18 protein-coding genes are annotated in these 24458 nt (G+C 59.5%); 10 read left to right on the top strand and 8 right to left on the bottom strand.

The annotated features are described in order from the left end of the window. The first annotated feature begins 8 nt into the window (after positions 1-8). Positions 9-1352 (top strand): MFS transporter, encoded by a 1344-nt coding sequence (locus ED655_RS02640; RefSeq protein ID WP_122048862.1) that lies wholly within the window; start codon positions 9-11, stop codon positions 1350-1352. A gap of 497 nt (positions 1353-1849) precedes the next feature. Then, positions 1850-4849 (top strand): TonB-dependent receptor plug domain-containing protein, encoded by a 3000-nt coding sequence (locus ED655_RS02635; protein ID WP_122048967.1) that lies wholly within the window; start codon positions 1850-1852, stop codon positions 4847-4849. A gap of 209 nt (positions 4850-5058) precedes the next feature. Here ED655_RS02635 and ED655_RS02630 read toward each other — a convergent pair whose 3' ends face one another. The 7 genes from ED655_RS02630 to ED655_RS02600 all read right to left on the bottom strand — a co-directional run bounded on the left by ED655_RS02630 (position 5059) and on the right by ED655_RS02600 (position 13520). Then, positions 5059-5793, bottom strand: a complete 735-nt coding sequence (locus tag ED655_RS02630; RefSeq protein WP_122048861.1) for a class II aldolase/adducin family protein — start codon at positions 5791-5793, stop codon at positions 5059-5061. Beyond that, positions 5790-6824, bottom strand: coding sequence for an isopenicillin N synthase family dioxygenase (locus ED655_RS02625; protein WP_122048860.1), 1035 nt, complete (start codon positions 6822-6824; stop codon positions 5790-5792). Before ED655_RS02625 ends, ED655_RS02630 begins: the two co-directional genes overlap by 4 nt. Position 6825: 1 nt before the next feature. Further along, the gene (locus ED655_RS02620; protein WP_240993455.1) at positions 6826-7701 is read right to left on the bottom strand and encodes a sugar phosphate isomerase/epimerase family protein; all 876 of its coding nucleotides are present in this window, start codon (positions 7699-7701) and stop codon (positions 6826-6828) included. A 12-nt stretch (positions 7702-7713) separates the two neighbouring features. Continuing rightward, entirely contained in the window at positions 7714-9945 is a 2232-nt protein-coding gene (locus ED655_RS02615; RefSeq protein WP_122048966.1) for a TonB-dependent receptor, read from the bottom strand. 266 nt (positions 9946-10211) lie between these two features. Then, positions 10212-10973, bottom strand: coding sequence for an amino acid ABC transporter ATP-binding protein (locus ED655_RS02610; protein ID WP_122048858.1), 762 nt, complete (start codon positions 10971-10973; stop codon positions 10212-10214). Beyond that, a complete protein-coding gene (locus tag ED655_RS02605) occupies positions 10963-12564 on the bottom strand; it encodes an ABC transporter substrate-binding protein/permease (protein ID WP_122048965.1) in 1602 nt (533 codons plus the stop codon). The genes ED655_RS02610 and ED655_RS02605 overlap by 11 nt, the downstream gene beginning before the upstream one ends. After that, on the bottom strand, positions 12564-13520 hold the full coding sequence (locus ED655_RS02600; RefSeq protein WP_122048857.1) for a LysR family transcriptional regulator: 957 nt from the start codon (positions 13518-13520) through the stop codon (positions 12564-12566). The genes ED655_RS02605 and ED655_RS02600 overlap by 1 nt, the downstream gene beginning before the upstream one ends. Positions 13521-13846: 326 nt before the next feature. Between ED655_RS02600 and ED655_RS02595 the strand changes: the two genes are divergently transcribed. The 3 genes from ED655_RS02595 (at position 13847) to ED655_RS02585 (ending at position 16616) form a co-directional block, all read left to right on the top strand. After that, a complete protein-coding gene (locus ED655_RS02595; RefSeq protein WP_122048856.1) occupies positions 13847-14713 on the top strand; it encodes a dimethylarginine dimethylaminohydrolase family protein in 867 nt (288 codons plus the stop codon). 44 nt (positions 14714-14757) lie between these two features. Beyond that, complete coding sequence (locus ED655_RS02590) at positions 14758-15708, top strand: 2-hydroxyacid dehydrogenase (protein ID WP_122048855.1); 951 nt, start codon at positions 14758-14760, stop codon at positions 15706-15708. A 179-nt stretch (positions 15709-15887) separates the two neighbouring features. Further along, positions 15888-16616, top strand: coding sequence for a glycosyltransferase family 25 protein (locus tag ED655_RS02585; protein WP_162993354.1), 729 nt, complete (start codon positions 15888-15890; stop codon positions 16614-16616). Between the two features lie 91 nt (positions 16617-16707). On the opposite strand, the gene ED655_RS02580 is transcribed toward ED655_RS02585, so the two are convergent. Continuing rightward, positions 16708-17547 (bottom strand): MurR/RpiR family transcriptional regulator, encoded by an 840-nt coding sequence (locus ED655_RS02580; protein WP_240993453.1) that lies wholly within the window; start codon positions 17545-17547, stop codon positions 16708-16710. 213 nt (positions 17548-17760) lie between these two features. On the opposite strand from ED655_RS02580, the gene ED655_RS02575 reads away from it, so the two are divergent. The 5 genes from ED655_RS02575 to ED655_RS02555 are packed head-to-tail and all read left to right on the top strand — an operon-like array spanning position 17761 to position 24353. After that, complete coding sequence (locus ED655_RS02575; protein ID WP_122048853.1) at positions 17761-19686, top strand: bifunctional 5-dehydro-2-deoxygluconokinase/5-dehydro-2-deoxyphosphogluconate aldolase; 1926 nt, start codon at positions 17761-17763, stop codon at positions 19684-19686. A 22-nt stretch (positions 19687-19708) separates the two neighbouring features. Next, entirely contained in the window at positions 19709-21565 is a 1857-nt protein-coding gene (gene iolD, locus ED655_RS02570) for a 3D-(3,5/4)-trihydroxycyclohexane-1,2-dione acylhydrolase (decyclizing) (protein WP_122048852.1), read from the top strand. 38 nt (positions 21566-21603) lie between these two features. Beyond that, the gene (iolE, locus tag ED655_RS02565) at positions 21604-22503 is read left to right on the top strand and encodes a myo-inosose-2 dehydratase (RefSeq protein WP_122038745.1); all 900 of its coding nucleotides are present in this window, start codon (positions 21604-21606) and stop codon (positions 22501-22503) included. Next, positions 22500-23300, top strand: coding sequence for a 5-deoxy-glucuronate isomerase (gene iolB / locus ED655_RS02560; protein ID WP_122048851.1), 801 nt, complete (start codon positions 22500-22502; stop codon positions 23298-23300). The genes iolE and iolB overlap by 4 nt, the downstream gene beginning before the upstream one ends. A gap of 24 nt (positions 23301-23324) precedes the next feature. Beyond that, positions 23325-24353 carry a Gfo/Idh/MocA family protein gene (locus tag ED655_RS02555; RefSeq protein ID WP_122048850.1) on the top strand — a complete coding sequence of 343 codons (1029 nt, stop codon included), beginning with the start codon at positions 23325-23327 and terminating at the stop codon, positions 24351-24353. Positions 24354-24458 lie beyond the last annotated feature (105 nt).

Genomic DNA, 24458 nt, shown 5'->3' with positions numbered 1-24458 from the left:
GAAACACAATGGCAGGCGGGACATTCGTCGGCGGGGCACGGTCCGCAACCGACACTTTGCCAGACATTGAGCCACAGACGGCTTTCGGACGGTTCATCTCATGGGCCGGCATTCCACCGATCATGATCTGGGGCTTTATCGGCACCCTGCTCTTCATGATCGGTGACGGCGTAGAGAGTGGTTACCTCTCTCCCTATCTCGTCTCGCTCGGCTTTCAGGAGCATGACGTTGCCGGCCTGTTCACCATCTATGGCCTGACGGCAGCTGTGTCGGCCTGGGCCTCGGGTGCCCTTTCCGACATGTGGGGCAGCCGCAAGGTCATGCTTGTCGGTCTGGCCATCTGGATCCTGTTCCAGATCGGGTTCCTGGGTTTCGCCCTGCCGTCCAAGTCCTGGACATTGATCACGCTGTTCTACGGTCTGCGTGGCTTTGGCTATCCGCTCTTCGCCTTCGGCTTTCTCGTCTGGGTTGTGAACACGGCGCCCGTGCAGAAACTGGGCTCCGCCGTTGGCTGGTTCTGGTTCTGCTTCACGGCAGGTCTGCCCACGCTGGGTACGACGATTGCCGGTGTCCTGCTGCCCATCATCGGTGGTTATGCAACTCTCTGGGTCGCCCTGAGCTTCGTCGTCTTCGGTGGTGCGCTGGCCCTGCTCGGCATGAACCGCGTGCCTCGCGTTGAAACCGGCAACAAGGGAGCCATCAAGACCCTGTTCATGTCGCTGGCCATCGGCTGGCAGCGTCCGAAAGTGGGTATTGGCTGCATTGTGCGCGCCATCAACACCTCTGCCGAGTTCGGCTTCCTGGTGTTCATGCCGCTCTACTTCACCCATACGCTCGGCTTCACCATGGGGCAGTGGCTGGCTGTTCTTCAGGCCATCTTCATCAGCAACATCTTCTTCAACCTGTTCCTGGGTATCATCAGTGACAAGCTGAGCTGGCGCTACACGGTGCTGATCATGGGTGGTATCGGCTCGACGCTGAGCACCATGGCACTGTATTTCGCCCCGACGCTGCTGGGCCCTGACCATCTGTTCATCGTCATGATCGCCGGCGCCTTCTATGGCATGACCCTGGCTGGCTATGTGCCGCTGTCGGCCCTGATGCCTTACCTCGCTCCCGAGAACAAGGCAGCCGCCATGTCGCTGCTGAACCTTGGTGCAGGTGCCAGTGTCTGGATCGGCCCGGCCATCGTCTACATCTTCGAGCCTGCCTTCGGGGTGTTTGGTGTGATGGTTGTCTACTCCATCATCTACTTCCTCAGTGCGGTTCTGACCTACTTCCTGAAGCTGGACCCGGAAGTGGAAGCCCATCTCCACTCCACCCGCGCTTCAGCCAAGGGTTTCTCCCACTGAGTGACCGGTTTCCTTCTTGAGACGAAGGAGAAAAAGGCGGGGCGCGAACCCCCGCCTTTTTTGTTTCATGCGACCCCCATTCATGCTGATGGTCGCGCAGGGGAATGATGTGTGCTCCTGTCAATGGTTAAAGATTAATGGTTCCCAAAAATTTCGGTTTTTCTCGAAATAGAGCTGAGCCACCCGAGAGCCCGATGATCTGTGATCGTTGTAAGTAACTGACAGAAAATGATTTCTGATTGGTAACGGTGCTTCAGGCAGTGTGACTTTGTTGCACAGCATTGCTCGAACTATGTAATATAAATGTAACGCGCCTTGCGGGCGTTAACAATCTTCCGTTACGGCTTGGGAACGTTGCGATGCGTAATATCGCGAATTAACCCATTTTGACGGAACGTTCCATGACGCTGCTCCCAAGAGAGACGCACGATTCGGGTCGCCATGACCCGCTCGTCGCCCCGTCAACCCGACGCAAGCGACCGCTTGCCGCCGGTCTCATGAGTGCCACAGCCTGTGTCGCTCTGTTGCATTTTGTCAGTGACGCACGGGCACAGAGTGTTTCGGCCCCTGAAACATCGACAATCCCTGCCAACGCCGCCAAGGCTCCTGCCAAAAGCAAGGTGAAGGTCAATGCCCAGAGCCGCTCGACGCGCGCCAGGGCTGTTTCCGCACCGGTTGGGGACGCTCCTGCGACCTCGCGCCCCGAAACCATCATGGTGACGGGCTCGCTGTTCCGCGATCCGAACACGACCAGTGCGTCACCGATCACGCACATCACCATGAAGGACATGCAGCAGCGCGGCATCAAGACCGTGACCGATGCGCTGCAGCTTCTGTCTTCCAACGGTGCAGGTAATCTGACCAATGCCTGGTCGGCGGGTGGTGGCTTTGCCGCCGGTGCATCGGCTCCGTCGCTCCGCGGTCTCAGCACGGATTCGACCCTGGTCCTCATGGATGGGCAGCGCCTGTCGTACTATCCGCTGGCCGATGACGGCGAGCGCAACTTTGTCGACACCAACTGGATGCCCCAATCCATCATGCAGGGCGTGGACGTGCTGCAGGATGGCGGCTCGGCAACCTATGGTGCTGACGCCGTTGCCGGTGTGGTCAACATGATTACCCGCAAGGAAATCAAGGGTTTCGAGGGTAACGCCGAAGGTGGCCTGACACAGCGTGGCGATGCGGGGCATCAGCGCCTCTATGCCACCTGGGGGCATGGTGACCTGCACAAGGACGGCTATAACTTCTACATCAACTCGGAATATCAGCAGGACGATCCGCTCTATTACCGTCAGCTCAATTCACCGTATAACAATGGTGATCTGACAGGAATTGGTGGCAGCAACGGTAACGATAACATCGTCTCGGGTGGCTCGATCACCAATTTCGCACCGTCGACCGTAGCGATCGTCCGCCCTGTTTCGGGTAGTGGCACGAATACTGCACCGTGGTCGCTTCTGAACCAGCAGGCAGGCTGCCGTGGCCTCGATGGCCTGGTCTCGGGAACTGTTGGCGGAAGCACCGGCATAAGCCAGGCCTGCTCGTGGAACACACAGAAATACGCACAGGTCGCGCCTGATCTGCGTCGCGTCAGTGCCACGGCTCATTTCACGGCCAATGTCACCGAGCGTTCACAGCTGACAGCCATGTTCACCTGGTCGCAGGCGCGTTCCATCATTACTGGTACGCCCTATTCGACCTATGGCAGCACGTCTTACAGCCAGGCGAAGCTGGCGACGGCGCAGAACACCTATCTACCTGTCTATCTGGCTGATGGCTCGCTCAACCCGAACAACCCCTATGCCGCACAGGGTGAGCAGGCTCAGGTCAATTACCGCTTTGGCGATCTGATTCCGACCACCATGGATACGAGCCAGAACTTCCGTGGTTCGGTGCGCTACAATGGCTGGCATCCGTCGCGCTGGGGTTCGGACTGGAATTACGACGTCAACTTCGTTGGTATGAACACGCTGCTGAACCAGACGATCACGGGCGTGCCGACCATTTCCGGCATTCAGAACGCGATCACCAGCGGCAGCTACAATTTCGTGGATCCGTCGCAGAATTCGCAATCGGTGCTGAACGCCATCGCGCCGCGCAATGTCATCAATGCGCGCACACAGGAATATTCAGGCGAAGCCACGCTCAGCAAGGGGCTGTTCCATCTGCCGGGTGGTATGGCCAAGCTCGCCATCGGCGGCAACGTCCGTTACGAAGCCCTGAACGATCCGAATGCCAACCCGCTTGATACGGCCAATCCCGCTAACCAGTACACAGGCTATATCAATCCGGTGAACGCCCAGGGCAGCCGCTGGGTTGAATCAGCCTTCTTCCAGGCTGAGGCGCCGATCGTGAAGATGCTGAGCGCCGATGCTTCGGGCCGTTACGATCATTATTCCGAAGGCTTCAGCCATTTCTCACCGAAATTTGGTGTGCAGTTCAAGCCGACCGAAAAGCTGACCCTCCGTGGTACGTTCCAGAAGGGCTTCCGCGTCCCCAGCTTTGCTGAAACAGGCGGGTCGAATGTGGGCTACACCACCTACACGCCCAATAATGCCAACTTCATCAGCCAGCATCTGAACGCCAACGGCACGCCCAACAACTACGCGCAGAACTACTATATTGGCTCGAACACAGCCGGTAATCCGAATTTGCGTCCTGAGACATCAACCAACTTCTCGGGTGGGCCGATCTTCCGTCCGACCCGCTGGCTGACCCTGATGGCGGATTACTATTATATCCGCAAGAACCACTACATCGCGCCTAACCCCGTTGGCACCACCAACGTGGCCAATGCCTATCTCGCAGGCGAAGCCCTCCCGACAGGTGTGACGGTTACGCCGGATATTGCCGATCCGCAGAACCCCACAGGCCAGCTGCGCCCCGGCATCATCAATCTGGGCTACGTGAACACGAACAAGCTCGTGACTGACGGATTCGACCTGTCCTTCGAAGCCAATACGCAGCTTCCTGGCGTGTTTCATGAAGTCCACTGGTACAGCAAGGGCACAGCGACCTTCGTTCGTCGCATGAACCTGACCAATCCGGATGGCTCGGTCTATCGCTTTGCCGGAACGCTTGGGCCGTATGGTGCGGTTTCGGCCTCGGGAACGCCCCGCTGGCGCGCCAACTGGTCCAACACGCTGTCATGGCGCAAGCTGGCTGTCACGCCGACGGTCTATTACACCAGCGGCTATCGTACGACGGCTGAAGACCAGACCGGATCTGGCACGGCAGGTAATTGCGCGGATGCGCTCCAGTCGAGCAGCTTCGTTCCGCTGGGTCAGTGCAAGGTCAAGGGCTTCTGGGATGTCGACCTGACGGTGAACTATCAGTTCAACCGCCGTTGGAGCGCCTATGCCAACGTCTACAACCTGCTTGGCTTCAAATCGCCTTACGATTTCGGCACCTATGGCGGTTACCTCTACAACTCTTCCTGGACCCAGAACGGTGTCGTTCTTCGCTCCTTCCAGTTCGGCGTGAAGGTCGTTCTCTGATCCTCCCGCTCGTCTGACATGGAAAACCCTCCGGACTTCGCGGCCCGGAGGGTTTTTTACATTCTGGGCCGCTCTCAAGCTCCGGGCGCAAGGCCCGGATAAGAGCCATGGGAAGCGCCCCATGGAATGGACTTCCGGATGGGCGTCTTGTGAGGGCGACTAACTTTCGAGCGGTTGCCTTATGCCCTGCAAAGGGCGCGTTCCCTGACTCAGTTCTTGTAATCCGGTTGTTCACGATCCAGCTTGCGGCGCAGGGCCTTCCAGATCATCTGACCCTGATCGGGGTCTGTCTCGAATTGCTGGCGCGCACGCAGCACCTCGGCCTCGCTCGGGCAATGCAGCCTGGCCCCGGTCGATTGCGCGGCCAGCTGCACGCGGCAGGCCTGTTCCAGATAATACATGCGGTAAAAGGCCTGAGCCACAGTGCTTCCAATGGTCAGCAGACCGTGATTTTGCAGAATCAGCCCCATATTGTCGCCCAGATCGCGCACCAGACGCTCGCGCTCGCTTAGATTGTCGTCTGCCGCAATGCCCTCATAGGGGTGAAAGCCGATGCGCCCGTAGAACTCCATATTGATCTGATTCAGGGGCAGGATACCCTCCTCCTGCGCGGCAATGGCCATGCCCGCGAGCGTGTGGCTGTGCATCACGCAGTCTGCCTCGGGATGGGCCCGGTGCACGGCGGAATGGATCACGAACCCAGCCGGATTGACCGGCCAGCTCGTCTCCTGCTGGGGGTGCCCTTCTGAATCGACCACCACGAGCGAGCTTGCCGTGATCTCCTCGAAAAGCAGCCCGTAGGGATTGACCAGAAAGCGATGCCCCTCTCCGGGCAGACGCACGGAGAGATGGGTGTAGACCATGTCGGTCAGGCCGAACTGCGCGTAGAGCCGATAGGCGGCGGCCAGTTCCTCGCGCAATTCCTTTTCGGTCTGGGCGGTCATGCGGTCACTCCGGTCTTGCTGAAATGCCCGAATGTATTGGTGCGTCGTGTTCCCTCAGGCAAGGCAATTTCACCGCGCTCGCGTTTGGCGATGAGGTAGGAATAGGTCTGCATGGCCTGCGCCCACATGTGATCGCCGATTTTCACGGCCTCATAGGCGGTGTCGCCCTTCTCGAAGGCGGGGAGGGGGCGGATTTCGTGATGATAATCGCAGGCATAGAAAAGCGGGAAGGAATAGCGTTCCTCCTTCACGCTGCGCACGCGATGGGCGGTGGCGACAAAAGCCCCCGCCGTCATCATTTCGAGCATATCGCCGATATTGACCACAAAGCTCCCCGAAATGGGCGGTGCGTCGATCCACTCACCCTTGCCATTCAACACTTCCAGACCCGGCTGATCGGCCAGCAGGATGGTGAAGCACTCATAATCGGTATGCGCGCCAATGCCCGGTGCATCATGAGCCTCACCATCGAAGGGATAATGGATCATGCGCAGCTTTGAGGGAGGGAATTGCGCCACATCGTCGAAACTATGTTCATCGAGCCCCAGCGCGAGGGCGAAACCACGAAACAACACACGCCCCAGCTCGAAAACGGCCTTGTAATAGGCGCTCGCCCGCTCGCGGAACAGCGGGATTTCGGGCCAGTTATTAGGACCGAGAAGCGGCGTTCCGGCCTGAACCAGAGGATGATCGGCAGGAACTTCAAAGCCGATATCGAAGGCTTCCTTATGGTCGGGTCGGGATTTGTTATAGATTTCCTCCCCTTCCGGAACGAAGCCCTTATGAGAGGCGGAACTGCCAATATAGCGCTTCATTTTCTCCTCCAGAGGCTGGGAGAAGAAATCCTTCGCCGCCTGGCGCAGATCGGCGATGAGTTCGGGCGCGACGCGATGACCGGCAATATAGAAAAACCCGATCCTGCTGGCCGCTTCGTGCAGCGCCGCCGCCACTTTCTGACGATCGGTCTTGTCCGCCGAATACAGCCCGGCAATATCGATCACCGGAATGGACGTGAACGTCTCTTCTGTCATGTCAGGACTCTCCTGCTGAGGCGGGGAAGCACCCCGCAAAGGATCTGACCTGATCCTGCCTGAGCCAGTCATTCATGGCATGGCGGTCGGCAAGGGGCAGATCGGTGAAGGGCAAGGTATGGGTGTAGCCATCGGGGCCACATTCCGGTGTCAGCGTCGTGACATCGTAACCCCGCGCGCGCTGTGACACCCAGATTCGGCGCCAGAAATCACGGTGAAAATCGAGTGCGGCGCGATTTTCAGGTGCCGCCGGATGCGAGACCTGCGGGCCCTGATCATAGCCTACGCGTGCCTGAACGTGATGCACACGCGCGATGAATTCACTAAAGTCATCGCAGGGGTCATCGAGCAGTCTTTCGCAGCTCACCACCCAATGGCTGATATCGGCGGTAAAAAGCGCTTCGGGTATTTGCGCGATAACATCGCGCGTGATCCAGGGCGTGGCGCAGAGCCGGGCACGATGGGTCTCGAAGCTGAGCGTCAGCCCGTGCTTCCGTCCCAGATGCAGGGCACGACCGATGAATTCGGCCTGAAGCGCGGTATTCCAGCGATCATTGCCGCCCAGCACGTTTACGAAGCGGGGGGAGAGGAGCACGGCGCGCCCGAGGGCCTCATCCAGATCGGCCAGATGGTCGTCCAGCGTCGCGCACTGGCGGGGGATGACCCCGCCGCCGGTCAGGGCGATGGCGATATAGGGGCAATCCGCATCGCGCAGGGCCATGCGACAGGATGAGAGGTTTTCCGGTTCCGGAATACGCGCCTCGATTCCGTCATAACCCCGACGATGGGCATCGGCGATGGCCTCAACCCAGGGACGCGTATCGCCCCAGAGTGTCAGGAAGCTGTCGAGGCGCATCGGCGTGTCGTCTCCCGTCATGCTTGTGTCGGATCAGAAATTATAGCGCAGATCGCAGCCGATCCAGCGTGGCGTCTGAAGGAACTGCACGCGTGAATTATCCGAGCCTGTGAAGGAATAGGTATTGCCGTGCTTGTTGAGCATGTTGTCCACATACACGGCGGCCGTCCATTTGCCGGTTTTGGGCCCCACCTCCATCCGCATCCCGAAAGAGCTGATCTTGTCGGTCACGCCATTGGGGTCACCCAAGGCCACCAGCATATTGTCCTTCCAGGTGTAGCTGGTCTGGAGCGTCATGCGATAGGCGCGCGGCAGGTCGATGCCATAACGTGCCACGGCATTCCAGGAAAAGCGCGGGGCGAAAGGCAGCACCGAATGAGCGGTGACCGAGGAAAGCAGCGGCAGACCGCCGATATCATTCACCGCATTGGTGGCCTGCGCGTCGAGATAGGCAAAGGAGCCGCGCAGATCGAGATTGGGGATCAGATCATGCAATGTGCTCGACAATTCGCCGCCGCGGGTACGGGCACGGGGGATAGGCCCAAGGCTGAGCGAGGTGATGTTCATGGGCATTTCAGCCACGAACAGCGTCTGGCGGTTGTGATATTCGTAATCGAACAGTGCGCCTTCGATCTGCACATGGTTGTGCAGCAGGCTGGTCTTGGCGCCGACTTCGTAAGCGATCATGTTTTCAGGACGCACATAATCGAGCGCCTGAGGGGCAGAAACGGGGGCCGCAAAATAGGCGCCCGCCTTGTAGCCGTTGGAAATGGTGGCATAGACCTGTGTGCCGGGCATGATGGTGTAACGCAGCCCCACGCGCCCTGTCAGGCGGGCATAGGAATGGGTGGTGTCGAGGCGTGAGAGATAGGCGCCCTTGCTCGTCAGCGCGCCAGCATCATCGATCGTCCCGCCATTGAAGCCACGATCATCCCAGGAGAAACGGCCCGAGGCGATGAAATCGAGATTACGCAGCACATTGGTGACCGTGTTGATATAGAGCCCCGTCGAGACATTCTGCTGCACGAAGCGATCCGTCAGATTGCCATTGGGCACGCCGAGCAGAAAGGAACGGTAGCTCGTATAGGCACCGTTGATCTTGTCCCAGGATTCATAGACCCCCACCGTCAGGTGAAAACGTTTCGCCAGATCCATCTTGATATGCATGTCATGGGACTGGGCGAGGGACGTGTCATTCCAGTGATAATCACCGACATTGATTGATTCACCATCGTAATTATCGTAGTCGCTGCGACGGAAGGCGTCGAACGCGGTGGTCGAGACGAACTGCCCCCAGTTGAAATCATGGGTGTAATTGATCGAGACGCCGCCGCCATTCTCGTTACGGCCTACGCGGTTCGTGCCCACATTGACTGCGTTATAGGATGCATTCGGCCCCACACCCACCGTTCCTGTCGGAAAACCATTGACCGCATCGCCATCCGTATCCTGCGGCGACATTGAAATGCCCTTGTCGCGCGTATAGTGGATGTTTAGCAGCAGGCTGGAACGGTCATCGATCAGAAAGCGCGTGAGATTGCGCAAGCCCAGCTGATCCTGCGAGCCATAGCGTTTGTTGGTGTGGATATCGCGCTGCCAGCCATCGCCATTGATATAGGAAAAGGCGGTGCGGTTCTGGATACGGTCGGTGATCGGCACATTGACGGCTGCACTCGCCGTATTGGTACCATAGCTGCTATAGCCCCAATCCACATAACCGCCGAATTTTCCGTCGGGTTTGACCGTCTCGACCGCGATGTTCCCGCCCGTGGAGCTGCGCCCGTAATCGAAGCCCTGTGGCCCTTTCTCGACGGCGACAGACTGGGTATCGAACATCTGCCCTGTATAGAACACGGGGTAGGGGGCAAAAACGCCATCCTGATAGATGCCGATCCCGCCCATGTTGTTGCCGGTATAGTCATCAAGCCCGATGCCTCGGATCGAGAAGACAGGCGTGCTACCAGACGTCGCATTCACGGCGGTAAGGCCCGGCGTGTAGGCCGCAATATCCTTGGGGCTGGTGATGTGCAGTTCCTGCAACTCGCGGCCACTCAGCACGTTGACCGTGGCTGCCGTGGTGAGGAAGCGCTGGGCGCGTGAGCCCGTGACCTGAATGGCCTCCGGGCCGGAATGGGGTGCTGCATGGCGTCGGGCATGGGTGCTGCTACGCGGCGTATGGATGGCGCGGGATGGGGCAGCGCCATGAAGGGGATGATGGGGTGTCGTGGTGTACGGGCTTGCTGCTGCATGGGCCACACCGCCCATACAGGACCCGTCCAATCCCGAGCCAGCCAGAACGATCCCGGCAGAGAGCGAAAGCGCCGTGCTGGTGAGGCGGCGAAATCCTTTGGGCAGGCGCGTCATCATGAAAAGGACTCCCGTCAGTGGCTTCCCTGTCATTGAAGAGGCGAAACGACCTTATGTTCGATTGAAAAAAACCAAACCTCACTTTGTCAGATCGTTACCCATATCGCATCATCCATGGAATTTATGGAAAATCTTCCGGGATCATGCGCTTTGAGACGCCTTTGTCACGTGTGGTGAATCATCTGGTCCAGAAACTGGCGCGCACGGGGCGTATCGGGTGCTGTGAAAAACTTCTCCGGGGGGGAAGCCTCCAGCACGACGCCCTTGTCCATGAATACCACACGGTCGGCAATATGGCGCGCAAACCCCATTTCATGCGTGACGCAGATCGTAGTGATGCGTCGCTCAGCCAGGGCGTTGATAATGCTGATCACACCCTTGATGGCTTCCGGGTCCAGAGCCGCAGTAGGTTCGTCGAAGAGAATGACATCGGGCGCCATGCACAGGGCGCGGGCAATCGCGACACGCTGCTGTTGCCCTCCTGAAAGCTGGATCGGGTATTTATCGGCCTGTTCGCCGATACCCACCTGCTCCAGATAGCCTCGGGCAAGCGATTCCGTTGCATCGCGATGGGCCTTGCGGACAAGCCGCGGGGCAAGTGTGCAGTTTTCAAGCACGGTAAGATGCGGAAAGAGATTATAATTTTGAAACACCATCCCCACTGCCCCGCGCAGCAGGGGCAGGCTTGTCTTGTTGTCGATCACCTCACCATCGATCATGAGCACCCCGCTATCATGGGGCTCGATACGGTTCAGTGTGCGGATAAAGGTCGATTTCCCGGATCCTGATGGCCCCAGAACGACAATTTTCTCGCCATGATCGATATCGAGGCTCACCCGGTCCAGCGCGAGAAACTCGCCATAGAATTTGCTGAGCTTGCGCAGGCTGAGGGCGCAATCAGGGTTGGGGGGCAGATTATGCAACATGGTTTAATGTCTCCGCCTCTGCGGTACCAGCCGCCGCCCTGCCTGCGGGGTTTTCCGTGGTCACGCCGGGTCTGGCGGCGCTGCTGGCGCGGCTTGCCCAGACAAACCGTGTTTCGATGCGCTTTTGCAGGTGCAGGAAGGCGAACACCATCACGAGATAATAGACCAGCGCCGCAGCGTAATATTCGGTAAACTCGAAGCTGCGCGCCACCTGGACCTGCGTGATGAACAGCAGTTCCTGCAGGGAGATGACCGAAGCCAGCGAGGTTGTCTTGAGCAGTGAAATGAACTCATTGATGGTGGGCGGCAGCGCCACGCGCAGGGCCTGGGGGAAGATCACATGGCGGTAGATCTGTGCCTGGCTCATGCCCAGTGCCTGCCCCCCTGCCAGCTGCCCGGGGTCGATGGCGCTCAGCGCCGCCCGATTGATCTCGACCTGATAGGCCGACTCATTGATCGACAGGCAGATCCATGTGGCCAGAAAAGGCGAGAACCAGCTTTCGCGAAACACCGGAAAGAATTGCGGCAGCGCATTCCAGATGAAGAGAAGCTGCAGCAATGTCGGCGCACCACGAAAAACGGCGACATAGGCCCGCAGGAAAGGATGCCAGAGCGAGCGCGGGGCATTGAGTTTCAGGGCTATGGGAATGGAAATGACGATGGCCGCCGCATGGGAGGCCAGCGCAATCGCCAGCGTCATGACGGCGCCATTGAGGAATGCCATCGAAAAAAGGGCTGAGAAAAATGTGGTTGTGTTGAAGCGCGGTCTTTCACTCTGCACACCGAGCGCTGCCCGTGCAGCCGGGCCGACATTCCATTTTTTCTCAAGGGCTGCGATCTTGCCCTGCTGCTTCAGCGTGGCGATGGCCCCATCCAGCAGCGCCTTGTCCTGCCCGGTGCGGCGCAGATAGATCGCGAATTCGGAATAGCCCGGCAGGGACGGGGTGAAGATGACATGTAGCTTGCTGCCCAGCTGGGCCTGTCGATAGAAAAGCTCGACATCCTGACTCAGAAAATTCTGTGACCGTCCAACCAGAACCTGCTGCACTACCTGATCTTCGCTCGGGTATTGCTGAAGCATGATCGGGGCCTTGCCACGTGCAGCCAGACCCTGGTTGATTTCCTCGATACGGGCGGCATAGCTCGTCCCTGATTCAACGGCGAGGCTCTGCCCCGCAAGAGCGTCGAAACTGCTCACCGGAGCGATCTGGCTGGGGGCCACCACAACGGGGGATGTTTCGAGATAGGCAACCGCATCAAACAGCCGCTCGCGTGACGCCTGTTTGAGCACCCCACTTATGACCAGACTGCACCGCCCCGCCCCGAGGCTCGGGAAAAGCCCTGTGAAATCCATCGTGTCGAACTGAACGGGGACATGCCAATAGGCGCCTAGTTCACGCGCCAGCGCGATATCGAACCCGTCCAGCGCCGAGAGATCTGCCCCGTTGACGAATGTCATGGGGGGCAGGGTCGGATTGGTGCAGATACGCAGCGTTCCGTTTTCGATGAAGGCCGGGCGTTCCTGGGCAAAGCCGGAGGCGGATGAGAGGAACGCGACCAGCAGTGCAAGGCAGGCGATGAGGCGGCGCATCAGCATGTTTCTTCCAGAATGGCGCGAAAGGTTTCGGCCATGAGCCCGTTTTCCGGGGTGGGACGTATCAAGAAGTAGAAATGATTCACCAGATGCAGGTCGTTGAACACGATATGGCGCAACCTCTCCTGCTGGACCATCTGCGTGACGAACAGCTCGGGCAGAAAACCGACATACATGCCTGACAGGATCAGCAGGGCGCGTGAGTCGATATTATCGGCGCGCGCCGCAAAATTCATGGAGGGGCGCAGTTCATCCCATCGCGGTGAAGATGCGGCATCGCTGACACTGATCATGCGTGCCTCGGCGAGGGCGGCGATATCGATCGTGTCTTCCGGGCAGTCGAAAAGAGGATGGCGGGCGCCGCAATAAAGATTGGACCGCTCGCTGAAGAGGGCGGTTGCTTCCATTTCCGGCTGCTGATGCGGATAGAGCGTAATCCCGGCTGTTGCCGTCCCGTTACGCACGGCAAATTCCACATCGCGTGTCGAGGCCGAGCGCACATCCATCTCGACCGCAGGATAGCGGCTGGTAAAGATCTGGATGGCCCGCAACAGGGCGGTTTCGCCATGAAACTGGATGTTGTCAGGCAGATAGAGGCAGAACCGCCCCGAGAGCGTTCCGCTGACATCATTGATGCGCTGCTGGAACAGATCGATATCGGTAAAGAGGCGCGTCGTGGCATCGAGTACCCCCTGGCCCTCATTCGTCAGGGCAAAACCCGCGCGCCCACGGTGGCACAACACCATGCTCAGCCGGTTTTCAAGGGCGGCAATATCAATGCTGATCGAGGATTTGCTCTTGCCCAGCGCCAGTTCTGCCGCAGCGAAACCGCCATGCTGGGCCACGCAGGCAAAAACACGCAGCAGGCGCAGATCGACCTCGGCGATACGCCCCTGAAACCCGCTGGCGCGAGGTGGGCGTCGTGGCGTGGCGTTGGGGCGGATACGTGACAAAGGCGGGAATCCTGCTTCAGCAAACACGTGATGATATCTCCCCTCGCGACACGATCAACCGTTCATCTGCCAGCCTTCTGTCGGGCTCTGGCAAAAGCCGGGTCGGTTACAGGGAGTATGCCGGGTGGGGCGCAGGCGATAATTTATGAAACGCCAAACCAAACTCCATCTCATTGTAATTGAGAAATGATCCGGTGGCTTCTAGCCTCGCTCCTACCTGACAGGCGTTGATGGCCTGCCAGATGCCTCAACGGGCCTTGCGTCAGGCAGGGTCGCAGCCGGCAGAACCTGCCCCGCCGGGTCTGCCTTCAACAGGAGCGCCGTGCATGACTGCCAATCGCTGGTTCATTGATAGCGAAACCGGAACATTGTCGGATGTGCTGCTCTGCCCGCCTGATTTCTACACCTGGAACCCGAGTAACGATATCGCCATACGCACCCTCGCCACGGGCGCACGTCCGGACCCCGCAAAGCTGAAAGCGCAATTTGCCGGGCTGGTACACGTGCTGGAAGAGGCGGGCGTTCATTGCCATTTCCTCACCCCGCGGGAGGGCCAGCCCTATCAGGTCTATACACGCGATTCGTCGCAAACGACCCCGTGGGGTACGGTCGTCACGCGCCTGATGCGCCCCGAACGCCAGCCCGAGCAGGAGGGTATCGAGGCCTTTTACGCCGAAGATGAGATCACCGGATACTGCACCGAGGGTTATGTCGAGGGGGGTGATATCCATATCATCCGTCCCGGCCTGGTTGTGGTGGGTGTCAGTGGCGGCCGTACAACCGTCGAGGGGGCGCAGGCCTTTCTCAAGCCTTTCGAGGCGGCAGGCTGGACATGCCGCATGGTCCATTTCCCCGAGCATTTCCTGCATCTGGATGTGATTTTCACGATGGTGACCGAAGGGCTCGCCATTGGCGTGACGGATGTGCTGGAGGATGAAGACCTTGCCTGGTTCGAGGCGCAGGGCATCCGTATTCTTCCCGTAACCTACAAGGAGGCCATGCGCGATATGGCGTGCAATGTGCTGGCGCTGGGTGAGGGGCGTGTGGTGAGCCCCCGACATTCGCGCCGCGTCAACGCCATGTTGCGCGATCATGGTCTGACCGTGCTCGAGCCTGAACTTGACGAGTTTTCACAAGGCGGTGGCAGCATACACTGCATGACGATGCCGCTCAGACGTGCCAGTCTGGCCTGACGACACAGCATCATGTTTCTTGGTGCAGGCAGGAGAGCGTAGTCATGGCACCACGTCTGATCATCAGCGCTGATGGGCCGGAAGCCTTTGCAGGCTGGCGCGATTCCTTCGCCACCCATGCGCCTGATATCGAGATCCTCTCCTGGTTCGACCCTGACACGCCCCGCGATGCGGCGCAGTATGCGCTGGTCTGGGAGGCCGATGACGACGATCTGCACGCCATGGGGCATCTGCGCGGTATCTTGTGCACGGGTGCAGGCGTCAATCACCTCGTCAGGAGTTCGGCCTGTCCCCGTCATGTGCCGCTCGTGCGCATGGGGGGTGGTGATACGGCACGGCTGATGGCCGATTATGTTTTATGGGCGTGCATGACCCTTTTGCGCGACGCCCGGACATGGGCCGTGCAGCAGGCCCGGCATGAATGGGTGCGCAATCTGGTCTCTCGTACCAGTACCGGTACCCGCGTCGCTGTGCTCGGTTATGGGCAGATCGGGGCGGTGGTGGCGCAAAGCCTTGCCCATACCGGATTTGAAGTCTGCGCCTGGCGTCGCTCGCAAGGGGAAACCGCAGACGGGCCTGTCAGTCTTTTCAGCGGGTCGCAAGGGCTTGAGCACGTTCTCGGTCAGGCCGATCTGCTGGTCAATCTCCTGCCCAGCACACCCCAGACACGACATCTCCTGAACGAGGCAACCCTCACGCAATTGCCGCGCGGTGCAGGGCTTATCAATGTCGGTCGTGGCGATCATCTGGTAGAGGCTGATCTGCTGGCCCTGCTGGATGCGGGGCATCTCTGCGGTGCCGTGCTGGACGTGGTGGCCGAGGAGCCCCTGTCTTCCCATTCGCCGCTATGGGATCACCCGGCCATCACGCTGACCCCCCACGTGGCCTCCGAAGCCTCACGGGAGGAACAGGTCCGTTATGTGGCGGAGGTCATTCGTGAGATGGAACGCGGGGGAAAACCGTCGCTTCTCTATGACCACCAGCGCGGGTACTGACTGCTTCGCTCATGTGCGGCTGGGTGGTCTGCGCAAGCCCTGACGGGTATGTGGCTCTTCCCATAAGGCAGCTGTCTGTCAGTGTCCCGGGATGATTTTACCCCTGCGTTTTTCCCGTCGCCCGGCACTATGCTAGAATGGCTTTCCTGCAATGGTGGCAGGTATGGCAGGGGAGTATTATGCGCAGGGTCGTCATCAACAGGGCATGTGATACGGAGAGGCTGCAGGCATTTCGGCTTGCCAATGCCCACATGCCCGATATCGAACGCGTTGAGGGAACGGAGGGGCGCGATATCCCGCTCGCTTCACTGGTCGAGCGTGGCATGGCCGATGCCGGGCTGGTCTATAAGCCAGGCGCCATAGGGGCAGCCCTGTCCCATCTGGGATTGTGGAGCCATGCAGCGCATCAGAACGAAGCGCTGATGATTTTCGAGGATGACGCCCTGCTGTGCCGTAATTTCGAGGCGGAATCCGCACGATTGATCGCGACCCTCCCGCCCGAGTGGGACGTTGCCCTGCTCGGCTATAACTTCAATGCCCCGATCACGATCGACGCCCTGCCAGGCGTAACACGCAGCGTGATCACGTTTGATGAGCGGCGCATGCAGAAAAACGCTGCATCGTTTGTGGCGCAGGATCGACAAAGCGTGGCCTATCGTCTGCTTCAGGCGTTCGGTCTATGCGCCTATGTCGTGTCGCCCAAGGGCGCGCGCCGGTTGCTCGAATGTTGCCTGCCGCTGCGGGCGCAGGAATATCAGCAACTCGGTCTGGATCGGATGGTGCGTAATGTCGGTATCGACGTCGTGACGTCCTATTATTTCTCCCGGCTCGAGGCTTATGGTGCTTTTCCACCGATTGCCCTCTCGCCCAATGACAAGACAATCTCCACAATCAGCCCGTCTCTGTGACGTATCAGTGCCGGACCGGGGGCAATCATTCTCTGGACCGGATGCCGTATCCATCACGGCCTTGATGTCTGGCATGCGATAAGGCGGTCAATCACCCTCGTCGTTCGGCAATGGCAGCGGCAAGGGTTGAAACGAGCACCAGCGAGGCCGCGTTGGAGCGAAATCCCTGAAAATCGGCTTCATGGACTTCCAGCCACAGGCCTGACTGCGGGATAACCGGGCTGGCGGCGCTGTCCGTCATGGCAATAACCGGCACATGACGCGCCTCGAGCGCCTGAAACAGCTCGATCGTGCGGGGTGCGTAATCCGTATAGCTCAGCACCAGAGCGGCATCCTCTGCACCGGCATGGGCAAAGCTTTCTTCTTCCATACCGGTTTCGAGCCCGATGATCTGATGGCGAATATCGAGCTTGGCCAGAAGATAGGACAGATAGCGTATGACCGGCATGGAACGGCGCAGCCCCAGAAGATAGAGGCAGTTGGCCTGCGCCATGGTGGTGACAGCAGCCTCCAGCCGTTCGGGCAGCAAATGGGCCTGCAAGGCACGCAGGGAGTCATGCGCTGCCTCGTAAAAACCGTTGAAGATCACTGAGGCTTCAAGCGGCTCGCCATCGACGCGATGCAACGCATTGACGCGCTCGCGATAGGTCACGTTGCGCACGCGCAAACGGTCACGAAAAACCGCCTGCATGTCCGAAAAGCCGCCAAAACCCAGCGTGCGGGCAAAACGCACGACGGTCGAGGGCTGCACGCCAGCCTGTCGCGCCAGGGAGCTGACCGTGCCGAGCGCCACTTCATCGGGATCCTCGGTCACGAAATCGGCAAGCTGGACCAGCCTCTTGGGAAGCTGCGCATAGCATTGGCGCAGGCGATGGTGGAACGCGTCAAAATCGGACTGGGTCGGCACGGCGTCTTCAGCAATATCGGTCAAGGCAAGGTGATCCGCAAAAGGGAATGGATATTCCATAGCAAAACCGGGCATCCGGGCGAAGTGTCCCGGTCGCTCATGACGCCCTTGCCACGCAGTTAATCACATCAGCGTGCGAAGTTAAAGAAAATTAGGGAATGTACGTTCTATGGCGTGACCAAGAACAGAATGTATGTTCTTATCATGCGCAACGTAACATGCTTGCAGGAGTCGGGGATGCGCGGACAGGATCTCGATATCATCGCCATAGGACGTTCCTCAGTCGATCTATACGGGCAGCAGATTGGTGGCCGGCTGGAAGATATGGCCAGTTTCAGCAAGGCAGTCGGTGGTTGCCCGGCCAATATCGCCATCGGCACATCGCGGCTCGGCCTGAAATCGGCCATCATCACCCGCGTGGGTCATGAGCATTTCGGGCGCTTCATCACCGAGCAATTGCAGCGTGAGGGTGTGTGCACCGACGGCGTGCGCGTCGATCCCGATCGGTTTACGGCGCTCGCCATTCTGGGGGTGCGTGATCGTGAAAACTTCCCGCTTCTGTTTTATCGCACCGATTGTGCCGATGCAGCGCTGGACGAAAACGATATCGATCCCGCACTGATCGCCCGCACCAGGGCAGTTGTCGTGACCGGTACGCATTTTTCACGCCCGGCTTCGGCCAAGGCGCAGCGCAAGGCAATGGATCTTGTGCATGCGCATGGCGGCAAGGTGGTGTTCGATGTGGATTACCGCCCCAATCTGTGGGGTCTGGCCGGCATTGGCGATGGTGAGTCGCGCTATGTGAAATCCGAGAATGTCACGCGGCATCTCATGGAAATCCTGCCGGAATGCGATCTGATCGTCGGTACCGAGGAAGAGCTGCATATTGCCGGGGGCAGCGAGGATACGCTTGAGGCCATTCGGGCTATCCGGGCTGTGTCCAGTGGCACGATCGTCTGCAAGCGTGGCCCGATGGGATGTGTTGTGTTCGATGGCGCCATTCCCGATACGCTTGAAGACGGTATTTCGGGCCCCGGCTTTCCGGTTGAGGTCTATAATACACTTGGGGCGGGCGATGCCTTCATGTCGGGCTTCCTGCGCGGCTGGGTCAGGGGCGAGAAGATTGCCGAGTGCTGTCGCTTCGCCAATGCCTGCGGGGCCTTCGCTGTCTCGCGCCTTCTGTGCTCGTCGGAAATTCCGACATGGGAAGAGCTGAGCTACTTCCTCGAAAAGGGCAGCAATGAGCGCGCCCTGCGTAGGGACGCTGCCATCAATCACCTGCACTGGGTCACGACGCGCCGTCAGCAGACAACGCCCATCATGGCGCTTGCATGCGACCACCGGTTGCAGCTTGAGGAAATTGCCGCGGCGGTGGGAGCCTCATTCGACCGTATTCCCAAATTCAAGAAACTCGCTGTCGAGGCCGCAAAATCTGTCGCTCAGGGGCGTGCCGGTTTTGGTGTGTTTATGGATGGTCGCTACGGGCAGGACGCGTTGTTCGAGGCCTCTCATGCCGGGCTATGGATCGCACGCCCCATCGAGAAAACCGGCTCGCGTCCGCTCGATTTCGAGTGCGGCGGGTCGCTTGGGGCGCATCTGGTAGAATGGCCGAGTGAGCAGGTGATCAAGTGCCTGTGTTTCTACCACCCCGATGATCCTGAGGAGCTGAAGCAGCGTCAGGAGCGCGAATTGATCCGGGCTCAGGATGCCTGCCGCAAGCTGGGCAAGGAAATCCTGATCGAGATCATCGCGGGCAAGAACGGTGCCCTCAATTCCGATACCGTCTCGTCCATCCTCTCGCGTCTCTACGATATCGGGCTGCGCCCCGACTGGTGGAAGCTTGAGGGGCAGCGCGACAGGAAGGCATGGGAGAAAATCGGTGCTGTGATCGAGGCGCGCGATCCGCATTGCCGTGGCGTGGTCATTCTTGGCCTCGATGCGCCAGCTGAGGAACTGATGGAGGCCTTCGAGGCTTCTGCCGCGACGCCCTGGGTCAAGGGCTTTGCAATCGGTCGCACCATTTTCGCCCAGCCTGCCCGCGACTGGCTTGCCGGCAAGACAACAGACGACCAGGCCGTGGCTGAAATGGCGCGCCGGTTTCAGGCCTTCGTGACCGCTTGGGAGTCCCGCGATCAGGCGGTGCTCTCGGGGGCCAGTGCGTGACGTCAGGGAAGAGTATACGCCTATGAAAACCATCCGTCTGACCATGAGCCAGGCCCTTGTTCGGGCCATGATGGCGCAGAAAACCGAGATTGACGGGCGCGTCGAGCCCTTTTTTGCCGGTGTCTGGGCCATTTTCGGTCATGGCAATGTCGCCGGTCTGGGCGAGGCGCTTCATGCGCAGCGTGACATCCTGCCGACATTGCGTGGTCATAACGAGCAGGGCATGGTCCATGCGGCCACGGCTTTTGCCAAGGCCGCCCGCCGCCGTCAGGTCATGGCCTGTACGAGTTCGATCGGGCCGGGTGCGCTCAACATGGTTACTGGCGCTGCCGTTGCCCATGTGAACCGTTTGCCTGTCCTGCTGTTGCCGGGCGACGTTTTTGCCAATCGTATTCCGGATCCGGTGTTGCAGCAGGTTGAGGATTTTGGCGATGGCACTGTCAGTGCCAGCGACTGCTTCAGGGCTGTCTCGCGCTATTTCGACCGTATCACGCGTCCCGAGCAGATCATTCCGGCCTTCAACCGCGCCATGACCGTGCTGACCGATCCGGCCGAGTGTGGCCCGGTGACGCTCTCGCTCTGTCAGGACGTGCAGGCAGAAGCCTTTGATTATCCCGAAAGCTTCTTTGCAGAGCGCATCCATCGCATACGCCGCCCGGTTGCCGACGAAGTCGAGCTGGAAGAGGCCATTGCCCTGATCAGCCAGTCGCGCAAGCCGCTGGTGATTGCAGGGGGCGGCGTCCTTTATGCCGGGATCGAGAAGCAGCTTGCGGCTTTCTGCGCGGCTAAGGGTATCCCGGTTGGGGAGACGCAGGCCGGTCGGTCCTCTCTGCCCACGTCGAACACCCTCAACATGGGGGGTATTGGGGTGAGCGGCAGTTCAGCCGCCAATGAAATGGCCGCCGAGGCCGATCTCGTCATTGCCGTTGGGACGCGTCTCGCTGATTTCACGACGGGTTCCTGGGGGTTGTTCGCCAACCCGGATATGCGGATCGTCTCGCTTAATATCCAGCCTTTCGATGCGACCAAGCATCAGGCACTGGCCGTGGTTGGAGATGCCGGAAAGTCGCTCTCTGCCCTCGAAGCTGGGCTGAAAGACTGGAAAGCCATACCGGAATGGACCGGCAAGGCTGAGCGTGCCTATCGGAACTGGATGGACATCTCGGCGCGTTATCAGGCTCTGCCCGATGCGAGCCAGACCTCCCTGCCAACCGATGCCCAGGTGATTGGCGCCGTGCAGCGGGCAGGGCGACCCACCGATACGGTGGTTTGCGCCGCGGGCGGTCTACCTGCCGAGCTGCAGAAGCACTGGCGGGCTGAACAACCTGGCGGATACCATATGGAATATGGTTTTTCCTGCATGGGTTACGAGCTTGCCGGGGCATTGGGCGTCAAGATGGCCTGCTCGGAGCGCGAGGTGATCGTGATGCTGGGAGACGGATCCTGGCTGATGCTCAATGCCGAGATCGCGACCTCGGTGGTGCTCGACCAGAAGCTGATCATCGTGCTTCTCGATAATCACGGTTATGGCTGTATCAACCGCCTTCAGCAGGAATGTGGTGGGGCGCCTTTCAATAATCTCTGGGAAGATTGCAGGCAGGTTCAGCCGTTCAAGATCGACTTTGTGCAACTCGCCCACGGGCTCGGTGCCCATGCCGAGAAAGTGCCCGATCTGCCGTCCCTGACAGCCGCCGTCGAGCGTGCCCGCGCTGCCGACCGCACCACGGTGATCGTGATCGATACCGATCCCGCACCCACGACTACCGATGGCGGTGCCTGGTGGGATGTGGCCGTGCCAGAGGTCTCGCCACGGAGCCAGGTCGGCAAGGCCCGCGAGAGCTATGAGCGCCAGCGTGGCACCCAGCGTATCGGCAACTGATCCCTTCTGACGCATCAATCCTCATTCTGGAGGCAGACATGACCATCAAGATCGGCGCAAATCCCATCATCTGGTCCAACGATGACATGCAATCGGTGGGGGCATCCACCACGCTGGAGATGTGCCTGGCCCAGGCTCGCAAGGCGGGCATACAGGGTATGGAACTGGGGCATAAATTTCCCCAGACCGTTTCAGGCATGAAGGCCGCGCTTGACCCGTTCGGTCTCGAGTTCATCTCGGGCTGGTGGTCCACCGAGCTGTTGACCCGCAGTGCGGATGAGGAAATTGCCGCGCTCAAGCCCCGTCTGGAATTGCTCAAGGGTATGGGCTGCAAGGTCTGTATTGCGGCCGAAACCTCGAATGCCATTCATGGCCAGATCGACACACCGCTCTCGGCACGCCCTTATCTGAAGGGCGGCGAATGGACCGAATTCGCACGCCGCATGACCGTGGTGGCCGACTTCCTTGCCGATCATGGCATCGACCTTGTCTATCATCATCATATGGGCACCGTGGTGCAGTCGCGCGAGGATATCGCACGCTTCATGGATCTGACGGGCCCCTCGGTGAAGCTGCTGCTCGATACCGGCCATGCGCTATGGGGCGGGTCTGATCCGGCTGAACTGGCACGATCCTATCGTGATCGTATCCGCCATGTGCATGGCAAGGATATCCGACCGTTCAAGCGGGCCCAGGCCGATGTGTATGACTGGAGCTTCCTGCGCTCTGTCCTCTCCGGCGTCTTTACCGTGCCGGGTGATGGCTGCATCGATTATGCCCGCGTCATGCGCGAGCTACCCGACTATTCCGGCTGGATCGTGCTCGAAGCCGAGCAGGACCCAGAGATTGCCAATCCGCTCGTCTATGCCCGCATGGGCCGCAATTATCTGGTCGATACGCTGATTGCGACAGGCCATATGACAGGAGCGGCATCATGAGTTCGAAGCTTCTGATCCATTCCCACAAGCGCGATGATTCGAAATGCACGGTTTCGGTCACACCGCAATCGGCGGGCTGGGGCTATATCAGCTTCAATGTGCGCGTGCTTGAGGCGGGTGAACAGGTGGCGGACCGTACCGGCCCGAACGAAACCTGTCTTGTCCTGATCAGCGGGAAGGCCCGCATCATCGGCGCGGGTCAAGATTTCGGTGTGATCGGCGAGCGCATGGACCCGTTCAGCGGAGCACCCTGGTCGGTCTATCTGCCCTCCGGGGCAGACTGGCGCGTTGAGGCCGAGACCCCTGTTGAGCTGGCTGTTTGCGCGTCGCCCGCCAAGGGAAAATATCCGGCAAGGTTGATCCCGCCCAAGGAGGTGGGTGAACTGACACGCGGCACAGGCACCAATCAGCGTTTTGTGCGCAATATCCTGCCCGATACTGCCCCTGCTGAAACGCTGCTGGTGGTTGAGGTCATCACACCGGGCGGGCACTGGTCCAGCTATCCGCCACACAAGCATGACACGGATGACTTCCCGAACGAGACCTATCTGGAAGAGACCTATTATCACCGCCTGAAGCGCGGCAGCGGTTTCGCCCTCCAGCGTGTCTATACCAAGGATGGTTCGCTGGACGAGGCGATGGCCATTGCTGACCGCGACGTTGTCCTGGTGCCCAAAGGGTACCATCCGGTCGGCGCCCCTCATGGTTTCGATCTCTATTACCTCAATGTCATGGCAGGCCCGCGGCGGGTGTGGAAATTCTCCATGGATCCCGACCAGGCCCATCTTCCCTATTGATCCGACATACCGGAGCGCAGACCCATGTCTTACAAAACCGGGACTCTCAAAATTGGCGTTATCGGCACAGGCGCGATTGGTGAAGACCATATCCGTCGCTGCATGCAGTCACTCTCGGGCGCGGAAATCGTGGCCGTTACCGATGTGAACCTCGTGCGTGCCCGCGAAGTGGCTGACAAATATGCCCCTCAGGCCAAGGTGCCAGAGGATGGTGAATCGCTCATTGCCCTGCCCGAAGTCGAGGCCGTGATCGTAACCTCCTGGGGTGGGACGCACGCGCAATATGTGCTCGAGGCCATCCGGTACGGTAAATATGTGTTTTGCGAAAAACCGCTCGCGACCACGGCGGCTGATTGCCTGAAAATCGTCGAAGCCGAGGCTGCGCATGGCAAACGCCTTGTGCAGGTGGGCTTCATGCGCCCCTATGATTCCGGGTATCGCGCCCTCAAGGCTCTGATCGACAAGGGCGAGATCGGTGAAGTGCTGATGATTCACGCAGCCCATCGCAATCAGCGTGTCGGTGCGAATTACAAGACCGATATGGGCATCACCGATACGCTCGTGCATGAGCTTGATGTCTTTCGCTGGATGCTCGCCGACGACTATGTGAGCGCACAGGTGATCTTCCCGCGCCGCACGTCAAAGGCCATGGAGCATATGCGCGATCCGCAGATCGTTCTGCTGGAGACGAAAAAAGGCATCCGTATCGATGTCGAGATATTCGTGAACTGCCAGTACGGCTATGACATCAAATGCGCCGTCGTCGGCGAACTTGGCGAGGCCAGCCTGCCGGCACCGCCAGCCGTGGAACTGCGCAAGGCGGCCTCGCTCTCCACTGAAATCATGACTGACTGGAAGGAGCGTTTCATCGCTGCCTATGATGTCGAGGTGCAGGATTTCATCAATGGTGTGAAAGCCGGCAAGCTCAACGGTGCCACGTCCTGGGATGGGTATTGCGCGTCGGTCGCCGCCGATGCCTGCGTCAAGGCGCAGGAAAGCGGCAGGATCGAGCCAATTACCATGTCACCCAGGCCGGGCCTGTATGGCGGTTAAAAGCCGATCGATCTGGAAAACTGATATCTCACGAGGCCGGACGGGTCTGTCGCATGTTCTCGCAACGGGGTGCGATGCAGCGCAGGGCGCTCAGGATCACCATGG

This window comes from Asaia bogorensis (genome assembly GCF_900465345.1).
GTDB classification, from domain to species: domain Bacteria; phylum Pseudomonadota; class Alphaproteobacteria; order Acetobacterales; family Acetobacteraceae; genus Asaia; species Asaia bogorensis_A.
This window is presented reverse-complemented; position numbering and strand designations above follow the sequence as displayed.